This is a genomic window from Priestia flexa NBRC 15715, from assembly GCF_001591565.1.
In the GTDB taxonomy this organism is placed as follows: Bacteria; Bacillota; Bacilli; order Bacillales; family Bacillaceae_H; genus Priestia; species Priestia flexa.
Genome location: NZ_BCVD01000016.1, coordinates 21484 through 44169, shown reverse-complemented (window position 1 = coordinate 44169; position 22686 = coordinate 21484). Strand labels below are relative to the sequence as shown.

The following is a 22686-nucleotide window of genomic DNA, read 5'->3' as shown; positions in this document are numbered from 1 at the left end:
TGTCTCAGTCTCTTTTATTTTAAACCATTTGACAAATCTTCAATTAAATCTTCTACATCTTCAAGACCTACTGATATACGTACTAGTCCATCCGTTATTCCTAATTCTCTGCGACGATCAGCTGGAATAGAAGCATGCGTCATTTTAGCAGGTAAAGAAATTAAGCTTTCCACCGCTCCTAAACTTTCAGCTAATGTGAAGTATTTTACCGTGGTTAATAGCTTATTAGCCTGCTCCTCACTACCTACATCAAACGATACCATACCACCAAATCCTCTTCCTTGCTGTTTGGCAACTGCGTGGTTCGGATGATTTTCAAGGCCTGGATAGTAAATTTTTTGTACCGCTGGATGATTGCTTAAATAGTCGACAATTTTCTTTGTATTTGCTTCATGCTCCTCCATACGAATCCCTAACGTTTTCATTCCTCTCATGAGTAACCATGAATCTTGTGGGCCTAAGATACCTCCAGTTGAATTTTGAATAAAATGAAGCTCTTCTGCAAGTTCTTTCGAATTTACAACTGCCAATCCTGCCACAACATCACTGTGGCCTCCTAAATATTTCGTTGCGCTATGGAGAACAATATCCGCTCCTTGCTCAATTGGATTTTGCCAGTATGGCGTGCTAAATGTGTTATCGACAATCGTTACTAAATCATGTTTTTTCGCTACTTGTGCAGCTTCCGAAATATCGGTGATTTTCAATAGCGGGTTTGTTGGTGTTTCAATGTACAGTGCTTTTGTATTTTCTTTGATTTCTTTTTCGATGTTTGTAACATCACTTGTATCAACAAATGTCGCTTCAATGCCAATGCGATTTAACACTTTCGTAATCACGCGATACGTACCGCCATATACATCATCCGTTAAAATAACATGGTCACCGCTGTTAAACAACATCATAACCGCTGTAACTGCAGCCATCCCCGACCCAAAAGCAAATCCCGCTTCTCCTCCTTCGAGGTCTTTAATTAGTTCTTCTAGAGCATGCCTTGTTGGATTCCCTGTACGTGAGTATTCATAACCTTTGTGTTTCCCAACTTCTTCTTGCTTGTACGTGCTCACTTGATAAATGGGAACTGAGACTGCTCCAGTATGTTGATCTCCCGCAATTCCACCATGAATAAGCTGTGTTTTACGCTTCATTATCTAAATACCTCCATCATAAATTTTTTTACTTAAATATCGTTCACTGCTGTCTGGAAAAATAGTAAGGATATTTGTACCAGGCTTAGCTTTTTGTGCTTCTTTTAATGCAGCCATAAAAGCAGCTCCTGATGAACTCCCTACTAAAAGCCCTTCCTTTGCCGCTAACTCTTGGACAGCTTTAAATGCTAAATCATCTTCAATGGTGTGAATGTCATCAAAGTAGCTTGTATTGATATAATCCGGTACAAATTCCATCCCAATGCCTTCTGTTTTGTGAGGACCTGCTTGACCGCCATTCAAAATTGAACCTTCAGGCTCAACAATCACTGTTTTTATTAATGGATTTTGTTCTTTTAAATATTGAGCAGTTCCCATGAATGTGCCACCTGTGCCTGCTCCTGCCACAAATATATCGATATGACCATCCAGCTGTTCATATACCTCTGGACCTAGCGTTTTGTAATACGTTAACGGATTATCAGCGTTTGCAAACTGCTGCGGGCAATATGCGTTTGGAATAGTTTCGATAAGCTCCTTCGCTTTTTGAATAGCTCCTTTCATTCCCTCACTCGTAGGCGTGTGAACAACCTTTGCACCAAGGGCTTTCATAAGCTCTTGTTTTTCAATGCTAAACTTTTCAGGGATACATACAACAACGTTTAAATTGTATGGAATAGCTGCTAAAGCAAGCCCGATTCCCGTATTTCCTGCAGTTGGTTCAACTATTGTCCCACCATCAGTAACTTTTCCTGTAGCTAGGGCTCTTTCAATCAGCTCTTTTCCAAGACGATCTTTAATACTTCCTCCCGGGTTAAAGTATTCAAGCTTCGCAAACAATCGTACATCTTTAGGAAGCGCGAATTTTGTAATTTCAACGATGGGAGTTTTTCCAATTAACTCATGGATACTTTTTACGACTTCCATGATGCCAACACCTCTTTAGCAAAAGTTTCCATCTATAGTTAACTCATCTGTTTAGTGTGAATTAAATCCCAATAGTACCAATACTATAAAATAGTATTGGTACTATTGGACAGATTTATTATTTTAATTTTGATAAAAAGTTTAATACTAAGTTTGTAGAGTTTACAGCTGCCTTTTCAAGGAACTGATCAAACGATACATCTGATTCTTTACCCGCAATATCAGATAATGCACGAATGATAACGAAAGGAACTTTAAACTGGTGACAAACCTGAGCTACTGCAGCAGCTTCCATTTCAGCTGCCATTAGTTCTGGGAATTTGCTTCTTACAAACTCAACGCGAACTGGATCATTCATAAATGAGTCACCCGTTGCAATTAAACCTTTGGCTACTTTCATATCCGTTACTTCTTGTGCACTTTGTTCTGCAATCTCAACAAGTTTTTTATCAGCTTGATATGCAGCAGGTAAATTTGGAACTTGACCGTACTCATAGCCAAATGCTGTTACATCAACATCATGATGACGTACTTCCGATGAAATAATTGCATCTCCAACATTTAGATCTGGATGAAAGCCGCCAGCAGACCCTGTATTAATCACATAGTCAGGCTGAAATCTTTCCAGTAAGATTGCTGTTGATAATGCAGCATTTACTTTTCCAATACCTGACTTTAACAGTACTACATCAATTTCATTGATTGTACCAGTTGAATATTCGCAGCCTGCAATGACTGTTTCTTCTCTGTTTTCTACCTTGTCTCGGAGAATCGTTACTTCTTCCTCCATAGCACCAATGATTGCTACTTTCATTATACGAACCTCTTTCTGTTATTGTTTCGTTGCCTCCACAATCCAAACGAAATGATTGAAGCGTTCAAAAGTTGCTTCAAATCCATTTTGTTCAAAAAGATTTTTTAAGACTGGAATCGTTGTATAATACTCTCTTTCTAAGTCTTCCGCTAAGTTAAAGAATTTATGTTGCTTAGCATATTCAATTGTTTCTTGAAACGACTCGTTTGTTTCAAACATCGTGTCAGCAAACACTATTTTACCATCTGTTTGTAGAAGGTTGCTATAGTTTCTAATCGCAAGCTCTTTTTCTTTATCTGTTAAGTGATGAAAAGCATAAGTACTAACAATTGTATCAACCTGCTCTTTTGGGGCAGGAAACGCTAAGAAGTCGCCATCAGATAAAGTAACCGATTCACCTAGCTTTCCTGCCGCAAGCTTTCGCATTGGACTTGAAGGCTCAATTCCTGTCACTGCTAGACTCTTTTCCAGTAGCTTTTTCGTTAAGTTTCCGGTTCCTACACCGAATTCAATTACGCTTCCCGATGAACGATTTGCAACTGCTTGTAAAATACCTTCATAGTTTCGAAAAACTTCTTCATATTCTTGATCATGTCCTTCAACAGTCGAATCATAGTTTTCTGCCCACTTTTCAAAGATGTTTAAAAACTCTCTACCCATCTTATCTCACCCTCATGTTTAATTTTGTTACTATCTAAGTTATTTTTTCACAATAAAAAATTGTTGTTATTTAACGATTTTATCTTTTCCTTATAATTCTTATAGATATAGTATGATTTAAAGTATTAATTGTTCTTAAGTTATCATAATAAATTTATTTCGGCAAGAATTCCTGCTAAAATAAAGTTTGGTAAATATGGGATGAAGAAGGTGAAGCGAGACGATGAATTTTCAGTTTGATATGATTGAAGACAAAATTGAGTTTTTCGAATCACATGACTTAAAAGATTTAGAGAAACAAATTAATGATAAAGTTGAACAAAATAAAGCCATCTTATTAGGAGTTCAAAGCGTTTCTCATCAAATGGCAGTAGACTATGAACAAGGTAAGAAGCTTTATTCTGCGGTTGTTCATTTCAAACTAAAAAAGCAGCGCTAATGAAAGCGCCGCTTTTTTTATTAAGATAATTTTTCAACAACAGTTGGTTTCCAACCTTCGTTTTCTATCCATTCAATTTCCACTCGATACTTTACCGAGCCTTCACCTTTAGGACTAACTGTTGCCACTGCTTTTTCAGGAGCACCATTGTTGCCTAAACGCCATACTGTCATATCGTTTGGATTAACGCCTACTCCAGCTCCAACTGCTGCAAGCATTTCATTCCAATCAGTTGAACCTTTTTCATACGTAGCTGCTGGCTTTTCACCTTGCTCTGTACCTACAGGCTCCCAGGATGGGTCTACAGTTCGGCTTTCAACACCTGGCTCAGGATTTTCTTCCACTTCTACATCAGAAGACTCCTCTTGCTCTGTTGCTTCATCATCTGTTGCGTTTTCATCTGCTTCTTCATCACTTGCAGGTTCCTCTGTGTTTTCTTCAGGAGTATTTTTCTCCGTATCATTATTGTTTTCTGACTTTGGTGTTTGCTCTGTGTTTTGTTCTGGAGATGTCTCGTCTGATCCTCCTCCAAGAATAAGTGAGCCACCGATAAAGACAATCAATACCGCAACTACGGCAATTAACACATTATATAATCGGTTAACCTTTTTTTCTTTGTTTTGATGTCTTGAAGAACGATTGTTATTCATTGCTACAACTTCCTCCAACTTTTATAATGTTCTATTTTACCATGTGTTTGGAAATTCATGAAGCACATACCTTCATTTGAAGCATTTTTGTAATATTTTTTACATACTTTTTAGTTATTGATGATTTAAATCATACATCTCTTTAACAATATCATAAAAAATCTGATTTGTAGACGATATTGTACTTTTTGTATTCAAATCAACAACTACTAGGGCATACTTAGGTTTATCAGCAGGAAAGTATCCAGCGAACCACTTATTAACGATTTCATTTTCTACATCAATTTCAGCAGTACCAGACTTTCCTGCTACTGAATAAGGAAGATCTTGAAAACGTCTTCCCGTGCCATCCTCACTTTGGACAACTTGGCTTAGTAACTTTTGAAGTTCTTTAACCGTTGGCTTTTTTATACTTTCACCAGACAACTTTTTGTTTTTAAACGTGTAAAGCGAAGTATTGTTTTTATACTGAATTTCATCCACTACTTTTACTTGTCGCTTTTCTCCACCTCTAGCAATCGTAGCCATCATATTGGCAACTGCTAGAGGAGTAAGCTTCACATCTAGCTGACCGATAGCAGTTTGAGAAATGGCGTTGGGAACGCGTTTATTGGCATCCTTCTTCCACACTGTTCCCTTTCCTTCTTGAAGCTGTGTAAAATGATCAAAGTGAAACACATCTCCGCTCCACCCTACCGGGTCCGTTACGCCTAATTTTCGGGCATATTGGTCCAATGAATCAGGTTTTTTCTCACTCATTTGCTTAGCTAGCTGTGCAAACGTCTTATTACAGCTTTGTGCAAAGCTCTCTTCAAAGGATAACATTCCTTTTTGATGATCATTCTCTAACGATTCGTCATATATGCTTTGATTGCAATTAAACGTCATATTCGGAGTAAGAATCCCTTCTTCTACTGCAGCTGCTGCTGTGACGGTTTTAAACACAGATCCAGGGACTTGTGGCATTAGCATACGGTTATAGAGCCCCTTGTTCTTTTCTTCGTACGGATGAGTTTGATTGATATTAGGTCTACTAGCCATGGCTAATATGTTGCTCTTTTCGATATCTAATAGTACTACGCCGCCTTCTTTTAAGTTATATTTTTCTAATAGCTCTTCTACCTTTTCTTGAATTGTCAAATCCAGAGTCGTTTTCACATTTACAGGATAAAAAGGATTAGCATCTCCCGTATACTTAACATCAATTCCAAACATCGGACCTCCAAACCGATCGACGTGATATAACAACTTCGACTCTTGCTGTGGTAGAAGAAATTCGTCAAATGTTTTTTGCATGCCCGTAATGCCAATTGGCGTAGTTGCCTTTAATTCCCCACTTTTCAATTTATCTTCATATTGTGCTACGATTTTCTCCTGACTTTGTCTTACTAATCCAATTACATGCTCTGCAATAGGTACGGGACGCTCATCCTTTAACGGTACCCCAAAAACTCCAGGTATCTTTAATTCATTCACTTGCTTTAACTGATCAATTGTTAGATGATCTCCAACAGCTACCGGAGACTTCGTATCTTTTAGCTTTGTAACCATCTCTACTGTCGAAATCCCCGTAATAGTAGACACCTGTTGCATGGGCCATTGCATTTCATTTAAAAACGGAAACAGCACAAGGCGATTATTCGTAACGGATGTAAGTGATTGACCGTTGCGGTCTATAAATTTACCTCTTCCATCATCTACCACCATTTCTTGTGTGCGCTGATGAACGCTTTCTTCAATTAAATTAACATTATGATTTGAAAATGATTCTGTACTAATAAGCTGTATTTGAACGAGTCTGCCAATAAGTAAAAAAATTAACAACATAATAATAATCAAAATCGATTGCATTCGTTTTCGAACTACTCTCAATGTCGATACACCTCACTCTGTATCATTGTCGCCGACGTAGCTTTTTTTCAAACGAATACAACAGATAAAATTCAGAATTAAACTTCTTTTTTCTAAAAATAGAAAAAAGAAGCGCCAACGAACGGTTTCGTTGGCGCTTCTTTCTAACGAGCTAATTCATTTACATTTATTTTACAGTAACGATTTTAACAGCCATTTCTCCACCTGGAGTTTGAACTGTTACTTCATCTCCAACCTGTTTGCCCATTAGGCTTTTAGCAATTGGAGAGTCATTTGAAATTTTACCTTCAAATGGATCTGCTTCTGCACTACCTACAATTGTATACGTTTCCTCGTCTCCGTCTGGTAGTTCAATAAACGTCACAGATTTACCTAGAGATACAATTGAAGAGTTCTCTACATCTTCTTCAATAATTTTCGCATTGCGAATCATGTTTTCTAGCGTTGTAATGCGCCCTTCAACGAAAGCCTGTTCATCCTTTGCTGAATCATACTCAGAGTTCTCTGATAAGTCACCAAAACTACGAGCAATCTTAATGCGCTCTACTACTTCTTTACGCTTTACCGTCTTCAGATATTCTAATTCTTGTTCTAATTTTAGCTTTCCTTCTTCCGTCATTGGAAACACTTTTTCTTGTGCCATAACCCTTCACTCCTTTATAAAATCGAAATACATTAGTGCCTTATACAGTGTTTTCTGTATGTACTAAAAGGTTTCATATTCTAAAATCTCAGTGAATAGAGAAATGACAGCTTCAAATTAGAAGCTGCTCGTTTCTCTACTATATGTGAAGACCTTGTTTATAGAATATGACGATTTTATTTTCAAAAAAATCCCTGTATCTATGCTATGTTATTATAAAATCGCATTTTGTTCAAGAATTGTTTGGATTTTCGTTACCATCAAATCAATTGCTACGTGATTTTGACCGCCTTCTGGGATAATAATATCAGCGTATCGCTTAGTTGGTTCAATAAACTGATTATGCATTGGACGTACCACTGAAATATATTGATCGACTACGGATTCTAGCGTACGCTCACGCTCGTTAATATCTCGCAACATTCTGCGGATAATACGCAAATCAGCATCGGTATCAACATATAGTTTAATATCCATTAAGTTACGCAGACGCTTGTCCTCAAGCACTAAGATACCCTCTAAGATAATAACATCCTTTGGGTCTTCTACAATAACTTCTTGAGAGCGAGTATGAATAGTATAATCATATACAGGTTTTTCAATGCTCTCATAATTTAATAATTTCTGCAAGTGCTCAATTAAAAGGTCATTATCAAACGCTAAAGGATGATCATAGTTCGTCTGTAAGCGTTGTTCAAATGGCAGGTTACTTTGATCTTTATAATAATAATCTTGCTCTAGAAGCATAATTGAATGACCTTTAAAATATTCATAAATTGCTTTTGTAACAGTTGTTTTTCCAGAGCCAGATCCACCAGCAATACCGATTACAACGGGCTTTTTCCCCATCTTCTTATTAAATCCCCTTTCGCATCATGTTGTAAGAAAACAATGGTTTGTCTACCTTAAACGTTACAATTTGTAGCGGATGACGAGCAGCGTCTAGCTCATTGCCTTTTTCATCCCAAATTGTGCCGACTACTTGTGTAAAGTTTTCGATTCCTGGTCCAAAGAACTCCACTTCATCTCCAGGCTTAAAGTGGTTTCGCTGCTGAAGTGTTACCATGCTTGTTTCCTCATCATAGTCTAACACTAATCCAGCAAAATCAAATGTTGTTTTCTTACCGTGAATGCCAAACATTTGCTCATCTACTCCTGGCACACCTTCAAAGAAAGCAGGAGCAGTATCACGATTAGCACATTTATCAAGCTCATCTAACCACTCTTTTTGAATCACAAAGTTTTCTGGATCTGCACAATAGGCATCAATGACTTTGCGATAGACGCTTACAACGGTTGCGATATAGTGGATTGATTTCATACGGCCTTCAATTTTTAAGCTGTCGATACCTAGCTCAATCATTTTTGGAATTGATTGAATTAAGTTTAAATCTTTTGGGCTCATTGCAAACGGACTATCTGACTCATTGAATAAAGGAACTTCTGTTGATTCGCCTTCTAATTTAAATAAGTCATAGTCCCAGCGACATGACTGACAGCAGCCACCGCGGTTTGAATCCCGAGCTGTCATATGATTACTCAACGTGCATCGACCAGAGTAAGCAATACACATAGCTCCGTGAATAAATGTTTCAATTTCAATATCTACTTTTTCTTTCATTTCACGGATTTCTTCAGCACTCGTTTCACGCGCCAATACCACACGTTCTAAGCCTTCTTCTTTCCAGAACTGAACAGCACGCCAGTTTGAAAGCGACTGCTGAGTACTTAAATGTACTTCTAGCTTTGGGGCAACTCGGCGGCATGTTTCAATAATTAACGGATCTGCTACAATGATTCCAGCTACGCCAGCCGTCTGTAATCCCATTAAATATTCATCTAAGCCATCCATGTTTTCATTATGAGCAAAGATATTTGTTGTTACATAAATACGTGCTCCATATTTTTTTGCAAATTCTACTCCCTCAGCCATTTCTTCTAATGAAAAGTTACCTGCATTTGAGCGAAGACCGAACTCTTTTCCACCGATAAAGACCGCATCAGCACCATAATGTACTGCTACTTTTAACTTTTCAAGATTGCCTGCTGGAGCTAACAACTCGGGCTTTTTCGTAATAACACGTTTCCCATTAACAACCGTATCAATTTGCACAGCCATAGTTAGTACCTCCTAATTGTCTACTTTTTCGATTTTTCTTTCCATTCTCATGACACTTAGTAAACAGTTTCTTTAAAGAAGAATCCTGTATCAAGAGGACGATTTGCTGGTTGCATTGCTTCAATTTCTTCTAAAAGCTCGTCTTTTATCTCTTCATACTCTTCACGATTTTCTACGCATAAATCAATGGCTTTGCGATACTTCTTCGTTACTTCAATAATGTATTCTGCGCTCTTTAGCACACCATCAATTTTAAAAACGTCAACTTGTGCATCAATCATTTCTGCAAGCTCGTCGATAATACAAATATCGTTTGGACTCATGATATGTGTACCGTTCTCATCTTCGTAAATTGGATATTTGTTATCGCGTTCTTTATCAAATAAAAACATGTCTTGTTCAAGCTTTCGATTTCCAACTTCCATTACTTTACCTTGATATTCAAAATAGTTACCTAATAAAGAGCGCTTCGATTGAAACATACATGTCATTCCATGAACCTGTACTTCCACTTCTACTTCTGCATTCTCTTTAATATCAATGATACTGTCCATGCTAAGTTCACGAGCTAACACCGCACGCTTAGCACCTTTTCGTCCCCAGTAATTACATGTATACCAGTTGGTTGCAGTCGTCTCTGTATTCCAGTGAAGCTTCATTTTCGGAGCAACTGCGCGAGCAGCCATTAATACTGCTGGGTCTCCAAAGACAATGGCATCTACGCCTGCTTCTTGTAAAAACAAGATATATTCATCTAATTCTGCTACTGTATCATTATGAAATAGCGCGTTCATAGCTACATAAACTTTTGTATGATGAGCGTGTGCAATATTAACTGCCTCTACGATATCCTCACGCTTAAAGTCTCCTGCAAGTCGTAACCCATATCGCTGTTCACCAATTACAAATGCGTTTGCACCGGCTTCTATTAATGGTTTAATATTTGAAACAGCAGTTGGTGTTACTAATAGTTCAGGTTTTTTCATTGTCAATCACCTCTTTTTATACTAATTGCAATTCCATCCCCAATTGGTAAAATGGTGGTTTGGAAATCTGGATGTTTCATTAGCCATACGTTGTATGCATCAATTTTTTTAATTAAACTTCGCTTACGGCGCGTTTCAATCTGCGATAAATCGGTTCCTACGTGCCCCTTGAATAAAATATTATCTGAAATGATAATACCTTTTTTATTTACTAATGGTGCATAATGCTCAAAGAAGCGCTGATATTGTCCTTTGGCAGCATCAATAAATACGGCATCGTAAGGGCCATTTTGTTCAATGTCTGCTTGAAGTTCTAAAGCATCTCCAAACAAGGTTTTAATCTGCTCTTTCTTTTCAGCTCGATTAATGAAGAACTGAGCTTGTTTATACCGATCTTCATTACGTTCCACCGTAACGATTTTAGCATTTGGTAATGCTTCAGCCATACGAATAGCAGAATAGCCGATGGCTGTCCCAATTTCTAATATATGTGCTGGCTGATGAAGGCGAAGAATTTGAAGCAATGCTTCAATTCCGATGAGTTCCATAATTGGTACTACATGTTCTTTTGCATAGTTCTCCATCTCTTCAACAAGCTCTGTACGCTTAGGAATAAGGTTTTCTACATACTGTTCAACATTTTGTAAAAGCAAAACACTTCCTCCGTTCAAAGAAGTATGTTTGACGTTAGTCAAAAGCGGTTATATATAGTTTGACTCACTAAATAAACGTGACTAAAGCTCAAAAAAAACCTTAGCTAACATGTACTAACGCACAAAATATACAACTAGTCTATTATAAGTGGTTTTTTTCTGAACGTAAACCCGATATATTTTAACATAAAAGTAGAGCAGATGCCAAAAAGTCGAATCAATTTTTTAAAGCTATCCACACAATTTTATAACTAAAACCCCCTTTATCTTTAAAAGTAAAGGGGGTTTTAAACGCTTAATTAACGGTTACTATTGCTTTTATTTCTTATCTTCTTCACGAGGCCCTGTGATATGAGTCGCTTTTTCTTGGTTATGCTCATCAAGTGTTTTGGTAAAGATGACTTCTCCATCTTTATTCGCTAAGAAATAGAGGTAATCGGTATCAGCGGGTTCCAAAGCTGCTTTAATAGACATTAAGCCTGAGTTTGCAATCGGTCCTGGTGTAAGTCCTTTCTCTCGGTACGTATTGTAAGGCGAGTCTACTTCTAAATCTTTATAGTAGACTCGCTCACGATGCTCACCTAAAGCATATAACACCGTTGGATCCGTCTGTAATGGCATATCCTCTTCAATACGATTATAAAACACGCTTGCGATTTTCTCACGATCCACCTGTTCCGTTGCTTCTTCTTCAATTAAAGAAGCCATCGTTAAAAGCTTATGAGCCGTATATTTTTTGCTCTTCATTTCCTTTTGATATTGAGCTAAAACGCCGTTCGTTTTACCAATCATTTTATCTAAAATGACTTCAAGCGAAACAGTTGAATCATAGTGATCGTAAGTAGCAGGATATAAATACCCTTCTAAAGGATGCTTAATGTCCTTATTAAACACTTCATCCGTCACAAGATCTGGGTATTTCTTCTTCATCTTCTCAATAAAAGCAGGGTCATCTAAAGTATTCATTACTTCTTCTTCCGTGTAGTTTGTTCGATTTGCAATAATTGTAGCAATTTCATCAAGCTGACGGCCTTCTGGAATTGCTAAGCGAACATCCGGATTCTTCGATACATCTCCTGTTTCCATCATATCGACCATCTCACTTAAGCTCATGGAAGGAGAGAAAGTGTATGTTCCAGCCTGAAATCCTGATACGCTAGACATTTTAATATAGTATCGAAAAGCACTTTCACTTTTAATTAGATTTTCTTCTTTTAACAACGTTCCAATCGACCGGACTGAAGAACCTTGCGGAATCGTTATATTTACTTTTTTACTACTGTTTTTATCAACGGGTTGTACAAATGATTGAGCATAAAAAACGCCTCCACCAATAAGTACGGCTAAAAGAATTATTGTCACAATGATAATTTTTTTTCGTTTATTTTTTTTAGGTGTAAAAAAAGATTGGTGCGACAAGTTGCATCCTCCTCTCATACGCACGCACTATTATACTACAATTTATCTCATTTTTCGTCATTATCATACAAGACCGCCTATAAAAGCAAGTGAAAAGACATGTCCTCATTAGGATAGACAGTAAAGATTTAAATTATTTGAAAAATAAACCATAAAAAAAGTTGGTAGCTCTCGCCACCAACTTTTTTATTCGCCTTCTTCTTCGTCAAGGAATGTGTTAACCATTTCCTCAACCATATCCCATTCTTCTTCTGTCTCGATTGGTTGAAGTTCACCATCTTCACCATTTTCGCTTGGTGTGAAAGCAGACGCATGAATTTCAATTTCTTCATCGTCATTTTCATCTGCACCAATTGGATAATAAATTACATAAGATTTACCATATTCTTCAGAATCAAATGTGAATAAAATCTCACATAATTGCTCGTTACCACTTTCGTCTACGATTGTAATTTTTCCTTCTTCTGTCATGTTCGACACCTCATTTTCCAGCTAGTTACTAGCAATTTTATGGCAAGTTGAAAGCCCTAGCTTCTTATCAAATTAGACTCTTTTTATCGAGGATAACCGTGCAGAAGCTAAGCTACAATCAACTTTATTGTTTGCTGTCTAAGTATCCTTGAAGAATCATAACAGCCGCCATCTTATCAATGACTTTTTTACGCTTTTTACGACTAACATCAGCTGAAAGTAAAACACGCTCTGCAGCCATTGTCGATAAGCGTTCATCCCACATCATCGTTTCGATGTTTAGATCCTTCTTTAGTTCCTCTGCAAATTGAAGACAAGCTTCACCGCGAGGACCAATTGTGCCATTCATATTTTTTGGTAGGCCAACAATGACTTTTTCAACTGAATATTCATCAATTAATTGCTGTAATCGAGGATAAGACTCCTTCATTTGCTCATCGGCAATTTTAATCGTCTCAATCCCTTGGGCTGTCCAGCCCATTTCATCGCTTACAGCTACGCCAATTGTCTTCGTGCCAACATCTAATCCTAATACGCGCATTTATGAATCCTTTCGATGCTGTTGTAAATAAGATTTCACAAGTTCTTCAATGAGCTCGTCTCTCTCTAATTGGCGAATTGTGTTTCGCGCATCATTATGACGAGGAATGTAAGCAGGATCTCCTGATAGCAAATATCCAACGATTTGGTTAATCGGGTTATATCCTTTTTCTTTCAATGCCTCATAAACCGTAAATAAAACCTCATGGACGCTTGTTTCAGCTGGCTCATCTTGAAAATTGAATTGCATTGTTTTATCAAATGAACTCATTTTCCCACCTCACTCGTTTAATTTGTGAGCACATTATGAATCATGTTAAGTCTTACTTCTATTGTACACCAAGAAAGAGGAGAATTAAACGGATTTAACCCATTCTTCTACAATCTTCAATGCATTTTCAATTTGGTTCGGATCTTTTCCACCTGCTTGAGCCATATCTGGACGACCACCGCCGCCACCGCCACAAATTGTTGCCACTTCTTTTACAATCTTACCTGCATGATGACCGTTTGCAATTAAATCTTTTGTCACTCCTGCAACGATATTTACTTTTTCACCTTGAGGTGCAGCTAGTACAATAACTGCTGAGCCAAGCTTTTGCTTTAAGTCATCTACCATTGAACGAAGGTTGTTCATATCCGTTGCGTTTACTTTTTCTGCTAAGACGCTCACACCGTTTACGTCTTTCACGCGGTCGATTAGATTGCCTGCCTCAATATTCCCTAGCTTCGTTGCTAATGACTCATTTTCACGATGAAGTTGGCGAATTTCTTCTAGTAAGCCTTCCACACGACCAACAAGATCTCGAGGGTTCGCTTTTGCTTTTGCTGCTGCTTCTTTTAACAGTGTTACTTGGTCATTCATCAACTGATAAGCTGCTTTTCCAGTTACGGCTTCAATACGGCGTGTTCCAGCTCCAATTCCTGATTCTGATACAATCTTAAATAAGCCGATTTCAGACGTATTAGCAACGTGGCAACCACCACAAAGCTCTAAGCTATAGCTTCCAACCTGAACAACGCGAACGATATCGCCATACTTCTCACCAAACAGCGCCATTGCACCCATTGCTTTTGCTTCATCAATTGCTTTATTTTCAATATTTACGGAAATGTTTTCCCAAATTTTTTCGTTTACAATCGTTTCAATCTTTTCAATTTCTTCCGCTGTTATTTGTCCAAAATGAGAGAAATCAAAACGTAAGCGATCTGGAGTTACTAATGAACCAGCTTGGTTAACATGCATTCCTAACGTATCTTTTAATGCTTGGTGAAGCAGGTGAGTTGCCGTATGGTTTTTCACGATTGCATCACGCTTTTTCCCGTTAATTGTCGCTGTGTAAGTTTCGCCCTTTACAAGCTCTCCGCTTCTTACTTCTACAGTGTGCACGTTCTGGCCATTCGGTGCCTTTTGCACATCTTTAACTGCTGCAACAGATGTGGCATTTGAGATTTCACCTTGGTCAGCAATTTGTCCACCGCTCTCAGCATAGAATGGCGTTTGCTTTAAAATAACCTGTGCTTCTTGACCTTCCGTTACTTTATCAACAAGTTCTCCATGTAAGATAATAGCTTCAATGAACGTTTCCACTTCGTCTTTATCGTAGCCGACAAACTCACTTTCAACTGTTAACTCGCCTAATACCCCACCTTGAACTTGCATAGAGCTAGAATCTTGGCGAGCTGCTCTTGCACGCTCACGTTGACCTTCCATCTCGCTTTCAAATCCGTCATGATCTATTTTCATCTTTTCATCTTCTGCATATTCTTCCGTTAACTCAACTGGGAAGCCATATGTATCATATAATCGGAATACATCTTCACCAGAAATTGTATCACTGCCTTGGTCTTTTGCTTTTTTAATCATTGTTGCTAAAATAGCAAGACCCTCGTTTAACGTTTCGTGAAAACGCTCTTCCTCGTTTTTCACAACGCGCTGAATGAAGTCTGTTTTGTCTTTCACTTCTGGGTAGAAATCAACCATAATCTCACCCACAACAGGTACTAGCTCGTACATAAACGGACGATTGATGCCTAGTTTTTTTGCATAGCGTACAGCACGACGTAATAAACGGCGCAGTACATATCCACGACCTTCATTGGATGGAAGAGCTCCGTCTCCAACAGCAAATGTCACCGTACGAATATGGTCAGCAATTACTTTAAATGCAACGTCTTTTTCATCTTCTGTGCGGTATTTAGCACCTGAGATGTTTTCAGTTGCTTCAATAATTGGCATGAATAAGTCTGTATCAAAGTTTGTCGGTACATCTTGAATAACCGACACCATACGCTCTAGTCCCATTCCTGTATCAATGTTCTTCTTTGGTAGTGGTGTATAGGTATGATCAGGGTTATGGTTAAATTGAGAAAATACTAAATTCCAGATTTCTAAATAGCGCTCGTTTTCTCCACCAGGGTATAGCTCAGGGTCAGTTAAGTCGTTTCCATAAGCTTCACCACGGTCATAAAAAATCTCTGTATTCGGTCCACTTGGCCCTTCACCAATATCCCAGAAGTTACCTTCTAAACGAATAATGCGCTCTTTTGGAACTCCAATTTTTTCGTTCCAAAGCTTGAATGCTTCTTCATCTTCTGGGTGAATAGTGACAGATAATTTTTCAGGATCAAAGCCAATCCATTTATCGCTCGTTAAGAACTCCCAAGCCCAGTCGATTGCTTCTTCTTTAAAATATTCACCGATTGAAAAGTTACCTAACATTTCAAAGAACGTATGGTGACGCGCTGTTTTACCAACGTTTTCAATATCATTTGTACGAATTGATTTTTGAGCATTACAAATACGTGGGTTTTGTGGAATAACGCGTCCGTCAAAGTATTTCTTTAGCGTCGCAACACCACTGTTAATCCATAAAAGAGATGGATCTTCATGAGGTACAAGAGAAGCGCTCGGCTCTACATCATGACCTTTTTCTTTAAAGAAATCTAAGTACATTTGACGCACTTGTGCAGATGTTAACTTTTTCATGATTGGTTCCTCCTTTAGAACTCTTCATTATTTATAGACAAAAACATAATGACCTAAAAGCAGCTTGCTTCATTACGCACAATACAATAGGGAGTTTTAGAAATTTGCACACAAAAAAACTCTCATCCCAAAAAGCAGGGACGAGAGTTTAGCTCGCGGTACCACCCTGATTATGAACATGTTAGAATGTTCATCACCTTCATCGCATTAACGCTGCTAAAACGGCAGGGTTTTCCTGCACTCAGGACTAGCATTCAGCTATTCTTTGTATCGCACCTCTTTCAGCCTTGGAAGTGCTTCTCTTATATACCAGTGTACAGCTTACTTGGTTCCTTCATTGTATTGTTTACTATGTAACGTTTTCTATGGCGATATTATGACAAATTCGGGTTGCTTTGTCAATGTTTCAAGGTATGCCCTCGCACATGTAAAATCGAAATTTTTACAATAGCTAAAATAGGAACAGCAATAATTAGCCCAAACACCCCTCCAAATTCTCCCCCAAGCAAAAGCGCTAAGATAATAAAAAGAGGGTGGATATGCAAGCTTTTCCCTACGATTAGAGGAGATAGAATATTCCCTTCTAGAAATTGAAGTACAAAGATAATGACGACAACAATTAATACGAGCTTCACAGAAACTGTCATGGAGAGAATTGCCGCTGGTACTGCTCCAATAATGGGACCGAAATACGGAATAATATTCGTAATGCCTATGATTATCCCAAGCAAAAGCGCATACGGTACGTTAAAAAACCAAAATGCAGTCGTAGCAATAGCGCCTATGATGAGACAAACAAAAAACTGTCCTCTAAGGTAGCTTCCCAATGACAAGTTTACATCATGTAAAAAATGCTTCCCTTCTTCATGCCATTTCTTTGGCACAATATATGCGACAGCTTTTCGAACAAGGCCGAAGTCTTTTAGCAAGTAAAACACAATAAACGGAATAATAATGAGAATTAAAAATGAATTGACAATGGACTTAACCCCCTCCATCACTCGCAATAACCATGTGTTAACAGTTTGCTCTAAATCAACGATACTCTGCTCAATTTTTTCATGAACTCCGTTTGGTAGCGTTGAGGTACGATCATGAATTTCATGCACCCATCCCTTATACATCTCCGTAAGCTCAGGCAGCTGTTCATTTAATTCTTTTAGCTGAATAACGAAAAGAGGAAACCCTTTATAAATACCATAACCTATTCCACCAAAGAAAATGAGATAAATTAGTAAAATGGCAAGAGGTCGTGGAACACCTTTTTCATGCGTTTTCTCTACAATTGGATGAAGTAAATATGTAATAAAGGCAGCAATAAAAAAAGGCAGCATTGCTTTAAAAAACATCTCAAGAAATGGTAGCCAAACAAACTTTATTTTAAATAAAAGTAAAATACAAAGCAGTGCTAGCAAAAAAATCCCCAAACGATAAAACCATTTAATCGGTACCTCTTTCACAATAAACTCCTCCTCATCTTTATTTTTCAACAAAGAAAAGAGTTTATTCATGATGTTTTTTTAGATAACTTCCCATGAGAAAAAGCCCTTGCTAAGCAAGAGCTTTTTTGTAAAGAGACCAACAATGATTTTAGTGCATTGCTTTCATAACACGCTTGCGCATTTTTTTCATATTGCGCTTTGTGAACATCTCTCGGTCACCTGCCATTTTGAACGCATATGCCCCTAGACCAAAAGCAACTACTGACGGAATAATTCGATTCATCGCAAAGCCCCCCTAAATGAGTTAAAAATTCATTGTACGCTCATCCTCTGAAAACAAATCATCCAATGAGCTTAACGTGCCATCCTCTTCTACTTGGTGGGTATTAATTTGTCCTTTTGAAATCGTCATCTCAATAAAACAATTCCAGCAATAATATTGATTAACCCCAATTTTACCAACATCAATACTTTTACAGTTTGGACACTTTAACAAAGTGAACACCTCTTTTATACGTTCGTTTATAAAACGTATTCTGTCCACTTTTTACCATGTCCATACCTAAACACCAGGCTAGGAGGAGGGAATTAAGCAATGCTTAATTCTTTTGTAGGTTGCGATATCTTACATAAAATCATACGGCGTAAGGTTTTCCATGCCAATATTTGCATCTTTCATAAATGGCACCTCAGGATCTTCTAACTCATCAACTAATTGCTCTTTGAGAAGGGCTTGTAGATTGGTCTGTCGAATGCTGTCTTCGTTACGATTTACGCCAATTTGAAACGCTTCTTCTTCACCACATAAGATCAAGAACTGCTTGCTCCGCGTAACGGCAGTATAAAGCAGGTTCCGTCGGAGCATGCGATAATAACTTTTCACAATAGGCAACACCACAATCGGAAACTCGCTTCCTTGTGATTTATGAATAGAGCAGCAGTACGCATGCGTAATCTGATTAAAGTCTTGTTTCGTATAGGTTACTTCATTTCCTTCGAATGAAATAACAAGCATATCCTGCTTTTCCGTGTTTTCCTTTGCGAAAAAAACAGACACAATCTCACCCATATCTCCATTAAAAACATTACTATCAGGTTGATTTACAAGCTGAAGTACCTTATCGCCTACACGATATGTTACATCTCCGTGCTTTAACTCTCTCCGCTGTTGAGAGGCTGGATTAAATAATTCTTGCAGTACTTCATTCATTTTATCAATCCCCGCTGGACCTTTATACATTGGAGCCAGCACTTGAATATCTTTAGCCGTATAGCCTTTTTTTACAGCATTGCCGCACACTTGTTTGACAACATCTGTAATTTGCGCTCCGTAACAACGAATAAAGGAACGATCGCCTTGCTGATTAGTCAAATCGGATGGAAGACGTCCTTTTTTAATTTCATGAGCCAAATCAATGATAGATGAGCCTTCTTCTTGGCGATATACATCTGTTAATCGTACGGTAGGAACAGCTTCAGAATGTAATAAATCTTTCAACACCTGACCAGGACCAACTGAAGGTAATTGATCTTCATCACCTACAAGCACTACTTGGATGCTAGCTGGAAGTGATTTAAAGAGCTGGTGAGCAAGCCATAAATCTACCATAGAGACCTCGTCCACAATCAGTAACTTACCATTGATTGGATTTTCTTCATTGTGGTCAAACCCTTCTTGTCCATTCCACTTTAAAAGTCTGTGGATTGTCACCGCTGGCAGTCCAGTAGCCTCGCTCATCCGTTTAGCAGCTCGACCTGTAGGAGCGACAAGCAGCACTGGAAATCCTTCGTCTTTTTTATAATCCCCTGGATTTAGCGAACAGCCATGAAGCTCTGCATAAAGTTCAACAATTCCCTTTATAACTGTTGTTTTACCGGTACCTGGTCCTCCTGTAAGCAAAAGCATTGGGGATAAAAGCGCTTTTTGAATTCCTTCTCTTTGCGAAGGTGCATACTGCACGCCTAGACGCTCTTCTAACTCCCCTAGAGCTAGAAGAAATTCTGATTCAGGAAATTGCTCTTCATACTCTGTTTGAGCCATTAGCTTACCAATCGCTTTAACGACTCCTTTTTCAGCATAAAAAAGCGGTGGGAAGTACATTTTATCGTCATCAATAATAATTTTTTTCTCTTCTTTTAGTGCATCAATCTCTCGTATAATATCCATTTCTGATAACGGTTCTTGACGACTTTTTTGTAACAGCTCTCCCGTTTTCTGATACAATTGCTCTGCTTTCACGTAGACGTGTCCCATTTGATTGCATTCATGCTCGATAACGTATAAAATTCCAGCTCGAAGCCGGTTAGGATGGTTGGTTGCTAACCCTAGCTTCCTTCCTAATTCATCCGCTCGGTTAAAGCCGATTCCTTGAACATCTTCAACAAGCTGATAGGGGTTTGTTTGAATCACTTCTAGCGCCTCTTGTTTATAAGCTTGGAAAATTTTCATGGAAAGCTGCGGACCAAATCCCAAATCTGTCAGCTTAACCATTACTTCTTCTAACCCCTGGTGCTCTCGCAGCTGAACGATTAGCTTTTCTGCTTTATCAGCAGATAGCCTAGACACCTTTTTCAATACCGCAGGGTCTTGTAGCATTCGATAAATTGCACGTTCACCAAGTGCTTCTACAATATTTTCTGCGGTTTTTTTACCAATACCGTTAAAGAGATCACTTGATAAGTACTGAATGACCCCTTGTTTTGACTGGGGAAGCTCTTTTTTAAATTGCTCTACTTGAAACTGAAGGCCAAATTTCGGATGCTCTTTAAAGTTTCCAATAAAAGTGTAAAGTTCATCTTCGTTCAAACGGGGGAAATATCCCGTAACAATCGCTTCTTTATCGTCCATGGATACATTTGTTTCTTTTATTCTAATTCTTGTTACGTTATACAAATTTTCTTCATTATGAAAGACCGTGACAATTGCCGTGCCTTTTATGTACGTTTTTTCTTCATCGGGTTGTAAAGGGTTTAGAACTTCCTCACTCATACTATTCCCCCATTTTTACATTCACTTCTTAGTGTTCCATCATTGAAAGAACATTTTTACCATTTGCTGCCATATGATGATCTGGCTGGATTTGTAGCGCTTGATCAAACATTGAGATAGCCTTATCCTTATCATCTTTCATCGCATAAGCTACTCCTAAATTGTAGTAAGCATCAGCATGCTCCTCGTCTTCTTGGACAACGCGCAGTAACTCCTCTACCGCTTCATCTACCATTTCTAGCTGAGCTAAACAAAGTCCAAGCTGAAATCTTGCTTCTGTATCGTGTTCATTAAGCTCTACTGCTCGTTTTAAATATGGTAGAGCATACGTTATTTGTTCTAAATGAAATAGTGTTAAACCGAGCATAAAATGCACATCTGACGAATTTAAGCCCTTTTTAATAGCTAGATCAAAATAATGCTTCGCTTGTTCTAACTGTTCAAGGTTAAAATATACGTTGCCAGCACCGTAGTAAGCCGTTGCTGTTTCCTCATCAATTTCAATGGCACGTTCATAAAATTTTAGCGCACGATCTGTTTCGCTAACCGCGGCTAAAAGGTTACCAAAGTTCACGTATACAACCGGGTCTTTGGGATTTTCTTCGATTGCTTCTGAAAATGTTTTTGCTGCTTCTTCAAATTTTCCATCTTGCATATATTGAATACCTAATTGATTTTTATCTGTCATTTTTCACTCCACCGTTGTTTTTTATTAGTTTATCCGATTACTAGTAGTATATCATAACAAAACCCCCGCTCTACAGAGCCGAGGTTTTGTTAAAAAGCCCTTGGATTCGTATTATACGTACCAAAGCTGCTCTTCATCTTTATATACATTATCAATTGTAGCTCCACCTAGACACTCTTCACCGTTATAGAATACGACAGCTTGTCCTGGCGTTACGGCACGAACTGGGTTCTTAAAAAGAACTTTAACCGTATTTTCATCTAGCTTCTCAACTGTTACTTCATTATCTTCTTGGCGGTAACGGAATTTAGCTGTGCAAGAAAGCGGTTCGTTCCATTCACGATCGCTTACCCAGCTAACGTTAGTTGCCGTAATAGAAGTTGAGTATAACAGCTCATTATGAAATCCTTGGTCGACATAAAGAACGTTTTTCTCTAGATCTTTACCAACAGCAAACCAAGGTTCTCCGCTTCCACCAATTCCAAGTCCGTGACGTTGGCCGATTGTATAATACATCAGGCCGTCATGGTTTCCTTTTACTTCACCATCTAACGTTTGCATAAGACCAGGCTGAGCTGGAAGGTACTGACTTAAAAACTGTTTAAAATTACGTTCTCCAATAAAACAAATGCCTGTGCTATCTTTCTTAGTAGCTGTCGCAAGTCCCGCTTCTTTCGCAATCTCACGCACTTTGGATTTTTCAATTCCTCCAAGTGGGAACATAACTTTTGATAGCTGTTCTTGACCAAGCTGGTTTAAGAAATACGTTTGGTCTTTATTATTGTCTACTCCTCGAAGCATTTTGTACTCGCCATCACGATACGCCACTTGCGCGTAGTGCCCTGTTGCTAAATAGTCTGCACCAAGCGTCATCGCATGTTCTAAAAATGCTTTAAATTTAATTTCTTTATTACACATAACATCAGGATTTGGCGTACGCCCTGCTTTGTACTCATCAAGGAAATACGTAAATACTTTATCCCAATATTGTTTTTCAAAGTTGACTGCATAGTAAGGTATACCGATTTGATTACATACGCGAATGACGTCATTGTAATCTTCTGTTGCTGTACATACGCCATTTTCATCCGTATCATCCCAGTTTTTCATGAAGATTCCAACTACATCATAACCTTGTTGTTTTAATAACAGAGCAGCGACTGAAGAGTCTACTCCTCCACTCATTCCAACAACAACACGCGTATCTTTTGGTGCTTTCGTCAACTTAGTCACCTCC

Annotated in this window: 23 protein-coding genes and 1 other annotated feature; of the genes, 1 reads left to right on the top strand and 22 read right to left on the bottom strand. The window is 38.3% G+C overall.

What is annotated here, in order from left to right:
- Nucleotides 1-14 precede the first annotated feature (14 nt).
- The 4 genes from BFL01S_RS04665 to BFL01S_RS04650 all read right to left on the bottom strand — a co-directional run bounded on the left by BFL01S_RS04665 (nt 15) and on the right by BFL01S_RS04650 (nt 3549).
- The gene (locus BFL01S_RS04665) at nt 15-1148 is read right to left on the bottom strand and encodes a bifunctional cystathionine gamma-lyase/homocysteine desulfhydrase (protein ID WP_025911690.1); all 1134 of its coding nucleotides are present in this window, start codon (nt 1146-1148) and stop codon (nt 15-17) included.
- A 3-nt stretch (nt 1149-1151) separates the two neighbouring features.
- Nucleotides 1152-2075, bottom strand: a complete 924-nt coding sequence (locus BFL01S_RS04660) for a PLP-dependent cysteine synthase family protein (RefSeq protein WP_025911691.1) — start codon at nt 2073-2075, stop codon at nt 1152-1154.
- A gap of 118 nt (nt 2076-2193) precedes the next feature.
- The gene (gene mtnN / locus BFL01S_RS04655; protein WP_025911693.1) at nt 2194-2889 is read right to left on the bottom strand and encodes a 5'-methylthioadenosine/S-adenosylhomocysteine nucleosidase; all 696 of its coding nucleotides are present in this window, start codon (nt 2887-2889) and stop codon (nt 2194-2196) included.
- A gap of 18 nt (nt 2890-2907) precedes the next feature.
- Nucleotides 2908-3549, bottom strand: a complete 642-nt coding sequence (locus BFL01S_RS04650) for a class I SAM-dependent DNA methyltransferase (protein ID WP_061785001.1) — start codon at nt 3547-3549, stop codon at nt 2908-2910.
- A 223-nt stretch (nt 3550-3772) separates the two neighbouring features.
- On the opposite strand from BFL01S_RS04650, the gene BFL01S_RS04645 reads away from it, so the two are divergent.
- On the top strand, nt 3773-3988 hold the full coding sequence (locus tag BFL01S_RS04645; RefSeq protein ID WP_025911695.1) for a YrzA family protein: 216 nt from the start codon (nt 3773-3775) through the stop codon (nt 3986-3988).
- A gap of 20 nt (nt 3989-4008) precedes the next feature.
- Here BFL01S_RS04645 and BFL01S_RS04640 read toward each other — a convergent pair whose 3' ends face one another.
- The 18 genes from BFL01S_RS04640 to mnmA form a co-directional block, all read right to left on the bottom strand.
- Nucleotides 4009-4638 (bottom strand): YrrS family protein, encoded by a 630-nt coding sequence (locus BFL01S_RS04640; RefSeq protein ID WP_061785000.1) that lies wholly within the window; start codon nt 4636-4638, stop codon nt 4009-4011.
- Between the two features lie 114 nt (nt 4639-4752).
- Entirely contained in the window at nt 4753-6510 is a 1758-nt protein-coding gene (locus BFL01S_RS04635; RefSeq protein ID WP_061784999.1) for a peptidoglycan D,D-transpeptidase FtsI family protein, read from the bottom strand.
- A 166-nt stretch (nt 6511-6676) separates the two neighbouring features.
- Nucleotides 6677-7153: a transcription elongation factor GreA gene (gene greA / locus BFL01S_RS04630; RefSeq protein WP_061784998.1), complete on the bottom strand. Its 477-nt coding sequence runs from the start codon at nt 7151-7153 to the stop codon at nt 6677-6679.
- A gap of 213 nt (nt 7154-7366) precedes the next feature.
- Entirely contained in the window at nt 7367-8002 is a 636-nt protein-coding gene (gene udk / locus BFL01S_RS04625; protein WP_025911705.1) for a uridine kinase, read from the bottom strand.
- Nucleotides 8003-8009: 7 nt separating this feature from the next.
- A complete protein-coding gene (locus BFL01S_RS04620; RefSeq protein WP_035321382.1) occupies nt 8010-9272 on the bottom strand; it encodes a peptidase U32 family protein in 1263 nt (420 codons plus the stop codon).
- A 56-nt stretch (nt 9273-9328) separates the two neighbouring features.
- Nucleotides 9329-10258 (bottom strand): peptidase U32 family protein, encoded by a 930-nt coding sequence (locus BFL01S_RS04615; RefSeq protein WP_025911708.1) that lies wholly within the window; start codon nt 10256-10258, stop codon nt 9329-9331.
- Between the two features lie 2 nt (nt 10259-10260).
- The gene (locus tag BFL01S_RS04610) at nt 10261-10911 is read right to left on the bottom strand and encodes an O-methyltransferase (protein WP_061784997.1); all 651 of its coding nucleotides are present in this window, start codon (nt 10909-10911) and stop codon (nt 10261-10263) included.
- Nucleotides 10912-11229: 318 nt separating this feature from the next.
- Nucleotides 11230-12330, bottom strand: a complete 1101-nt coding sequence (gene mltG, locus BFL01S_RS04605) for an endolytic transglycosylase MltG (protein WP_061784996.1) — start codon at nt 12328-12330, stop codon at nt 11230-11232.
- A gap of 186 nt (nt 12331-12516) precedes the next feature.
- A complete protein-coding gene (locus BFL01S_RS04600; RefSeq protein WP_256993314.1) occupies nt 12517-12810 on the bottom strand; it encodes a DUF1292 domain-containing protein in 294 nt (97 codons plus the stop codon).
- A 115-nt stretch (nt 12811-12925) separates the two neighbouring features.
- Complete coding sequence (gene ruvX / locus BFL01S_RS04595; protein WP_025911713.1) at nt 12926-13342, bottom strand: Holliday junction resolvase RuvX; 417 nt, start codon at nt 13340-13342, stop codon at nt 12926-12928.
- Nucleotides 13343-13612, bottom strand: a complete 270-nt coding sequence (locus BFL01S_RS04590; RefSeq protein ID WP_025911714.1) for an IreB family regulatory phosphoprotein — start codon at nt 13610-13612, stop codon at nt 13343-13345.
- 84 nt (nt 13613-13696) lie between these two features.
- Nucleotides 13697-16330 (bottom strand): alanine--tRNA ligase, encoded by a 2634-nt coding sequence (alaS, locus tag BFL01S_RS04585; RefSeq protein ID WP_061784995.1) that lies wholly within the window; start codon nt 16328-16330, stop codon nt 13697-13699.
- A 133-nt stretch (nt 16331-16463) separates the two neighbouring features.
- Nucleotides 16464-16677, bottom strand: a binding site (T-box leader).
- Nucleotides 16678-16728: 51 nt separating this feature from the next.
- Nucleotides 16729-17793, bottom strand: coding sequence for an AI-2E family transporter (locus BFL01S_RS04580; protein WP_373688727.1), 1065 nt, complete (start codon nt 17791-17793; stop codon nt 16729-16731).
- Nucleotides 17794-17920: 127 nt separating this feature from the next.
- On the bottom strand, nt 17921-18055 hold the full coding sequence (locus BFL01S_RS19865; RefSeq protein WP_076512682.1) for a YrzQ family protein: 135 nt from the start codon (nt 18053-18055) through the stop codon (nt 17921-17923).
- 21 nt (nt 18056-18076) lie between these two features.
- A complete protein-coding gene (locus BFL01S_RS04575) occupies nt 18077-18268 on the bottom strand; it encodes a YrzR-like zinc ribbon domain (RefSeq protein WP_025911719.1) in 192 nt (63 codons plus the stop codon).
- Between the two features lie 129 nt (nt 18269-18397).
- Nucleotides 18398-20761 (bottom strand): SF1B family DNA helicase RecD2, encoded by a 2364-nt coding sequence (recD2, locus tag BFL01S_RS04570; protein ID WP_061784994.1) that lies wholly within the window; start codon nt 20759-20761, stop codon nt 18398-18400.
- Between the two features lie 28 nt (nt 20762-20789).
- Complete coding sequence (locus BFL01S_RS04565) at nt 20790-21449, bottom strand: tetratricopeptide repeat protein (protein ID WP_025911721.1); 660 nt, start codon at nt 21447-21449, stop codon at nt 20790-20792.
- A gap of 111 nt (nt 21450-21560) precedes the next feature.
- Nucleotides 21561-22673: a tRNA 2-thiouridine(34) synthase MnmA gene (gene mnmA / locus BFL01S_RS04560; RefSeq protein WP_061784993.1), complete on the bottom strand. Its 1113-nt coding sequence runs from the start codon at nt 22671-22673 to the stop codon at nt 21561-21563.
- Nucleotides 22674-22686 lie beyond the last annotated feature (13 nt).

Bases quoted from the DNA above. Each gene is read 5' to 3' on its own strand.
- BFL01S_RS04665 (WP_025911690.1), bottom strand. From the start codon at position 1,148: ATGAAGCGTAAAACACAGCTTATTCATGGTGGAATTGCGGGAGATCAA.
- BFL01S_RS04660 (WP_025911691.1), bottom strand. From the start codon at position 2,075: ATGGAAGTCGTAAAAAGTATCCATGAGTTAATTGGAAAAACTCCCATC.
- mtnN (WP_025911693.1), bottom strand. From the start codon at position 2,889: ATGAAAGTAGCAATCATTGGTGCTATGGAGGAAGAAGTAACGATTCTC.
- BFL01S_RS04650 (WP_061785001.1), bottom strand. From the start codon at position 3,549: ATGGGTAGAGAGTTTTTAAACATCTTTGAAAAGTGGGCAGAAAACTAT.
- BFL01S_RS04645 (WP_025911695.1), top strand. From the start codon at position 3,773: ATGAATTTTCAGTTTGATATGATTGAAGACAAAATTGAGTTTTTCGAA.
- BFL01S_RS04640 (WP_061785000.1), bottom strand. From the start codon at position 4,638: ATGAATAACAATCGTTCTTCAAGACATCAAAACAAAGAAAAAAAGGTT.
- greA (WP_061784998.1), bottom strand. From the start codon at position 7,153: ATGGCACAAGAAAAAGTGTTTCCAATGACGGAAGAAGGAAAGCTAAAA.
- udk (WP_025911705.1), bottom strand. From the start codon at position 8,002: ATGGGGAAAAAGCCCGTTGTAATCGGTATTGCTGGTGGATCTGGCTCT.
- BFL01S_RS04620 (WP_035321382.1), bottom strand. From the start codon at position 9,272: ATGGCTGTGCAAATTGATACGGTTGTTAATGGGAAACGTGTTATTACG.
- BFL01S_RS04615 (WP_025911708.1), bottom strand. From the start codon at position 10,258: ATGAAAAAACCTGAACTATTAGTAACACCAACTGCTGTTTCAAATATT.
- ruvX (WP_025911713.1), bottom strand. From the start codon at position 13,342: ATGCGCGTATTAGGATTAGATGTTGGCACGAAGACAATTGGCGTAGCT.
- BFL01S_RS04590 (WP_025911714.1), bottom strand. From the start codon at position 13,612: ATGAGTTCATTTGATAAAACAATGCAATTCAATTTTCAAGATGAGCCA.
- alaS (WP_061784995.1), bottom strand. From the start codon at position 16,330: ATGAAAAAGTTAACATCTGCACAAGTGCGTCAAATGTACTTAGATTTC.
- BFL01S_RS19865 (WP_076512682.1), bottom strand. From the start codon at position 18,055: ATGAATCGAATTATTCCGTCAGTAGTTGCTTTTGGTCTAGGGGCATAT.
- recD2 (WP_061784994.1), bottom strand. From the start codon at position 20,761: ATGAGTGAGGAAGTTCTAAACCCTTTACAACCCGATGAAGAAAAAACG.
- BFL01S_RS04565 (WP_025911721.1), bottom strand. From the start codon at position 21,449: ATGACAGATAAAAATCAATTAGGTATTCAATATATGCAAGATGGAAAA.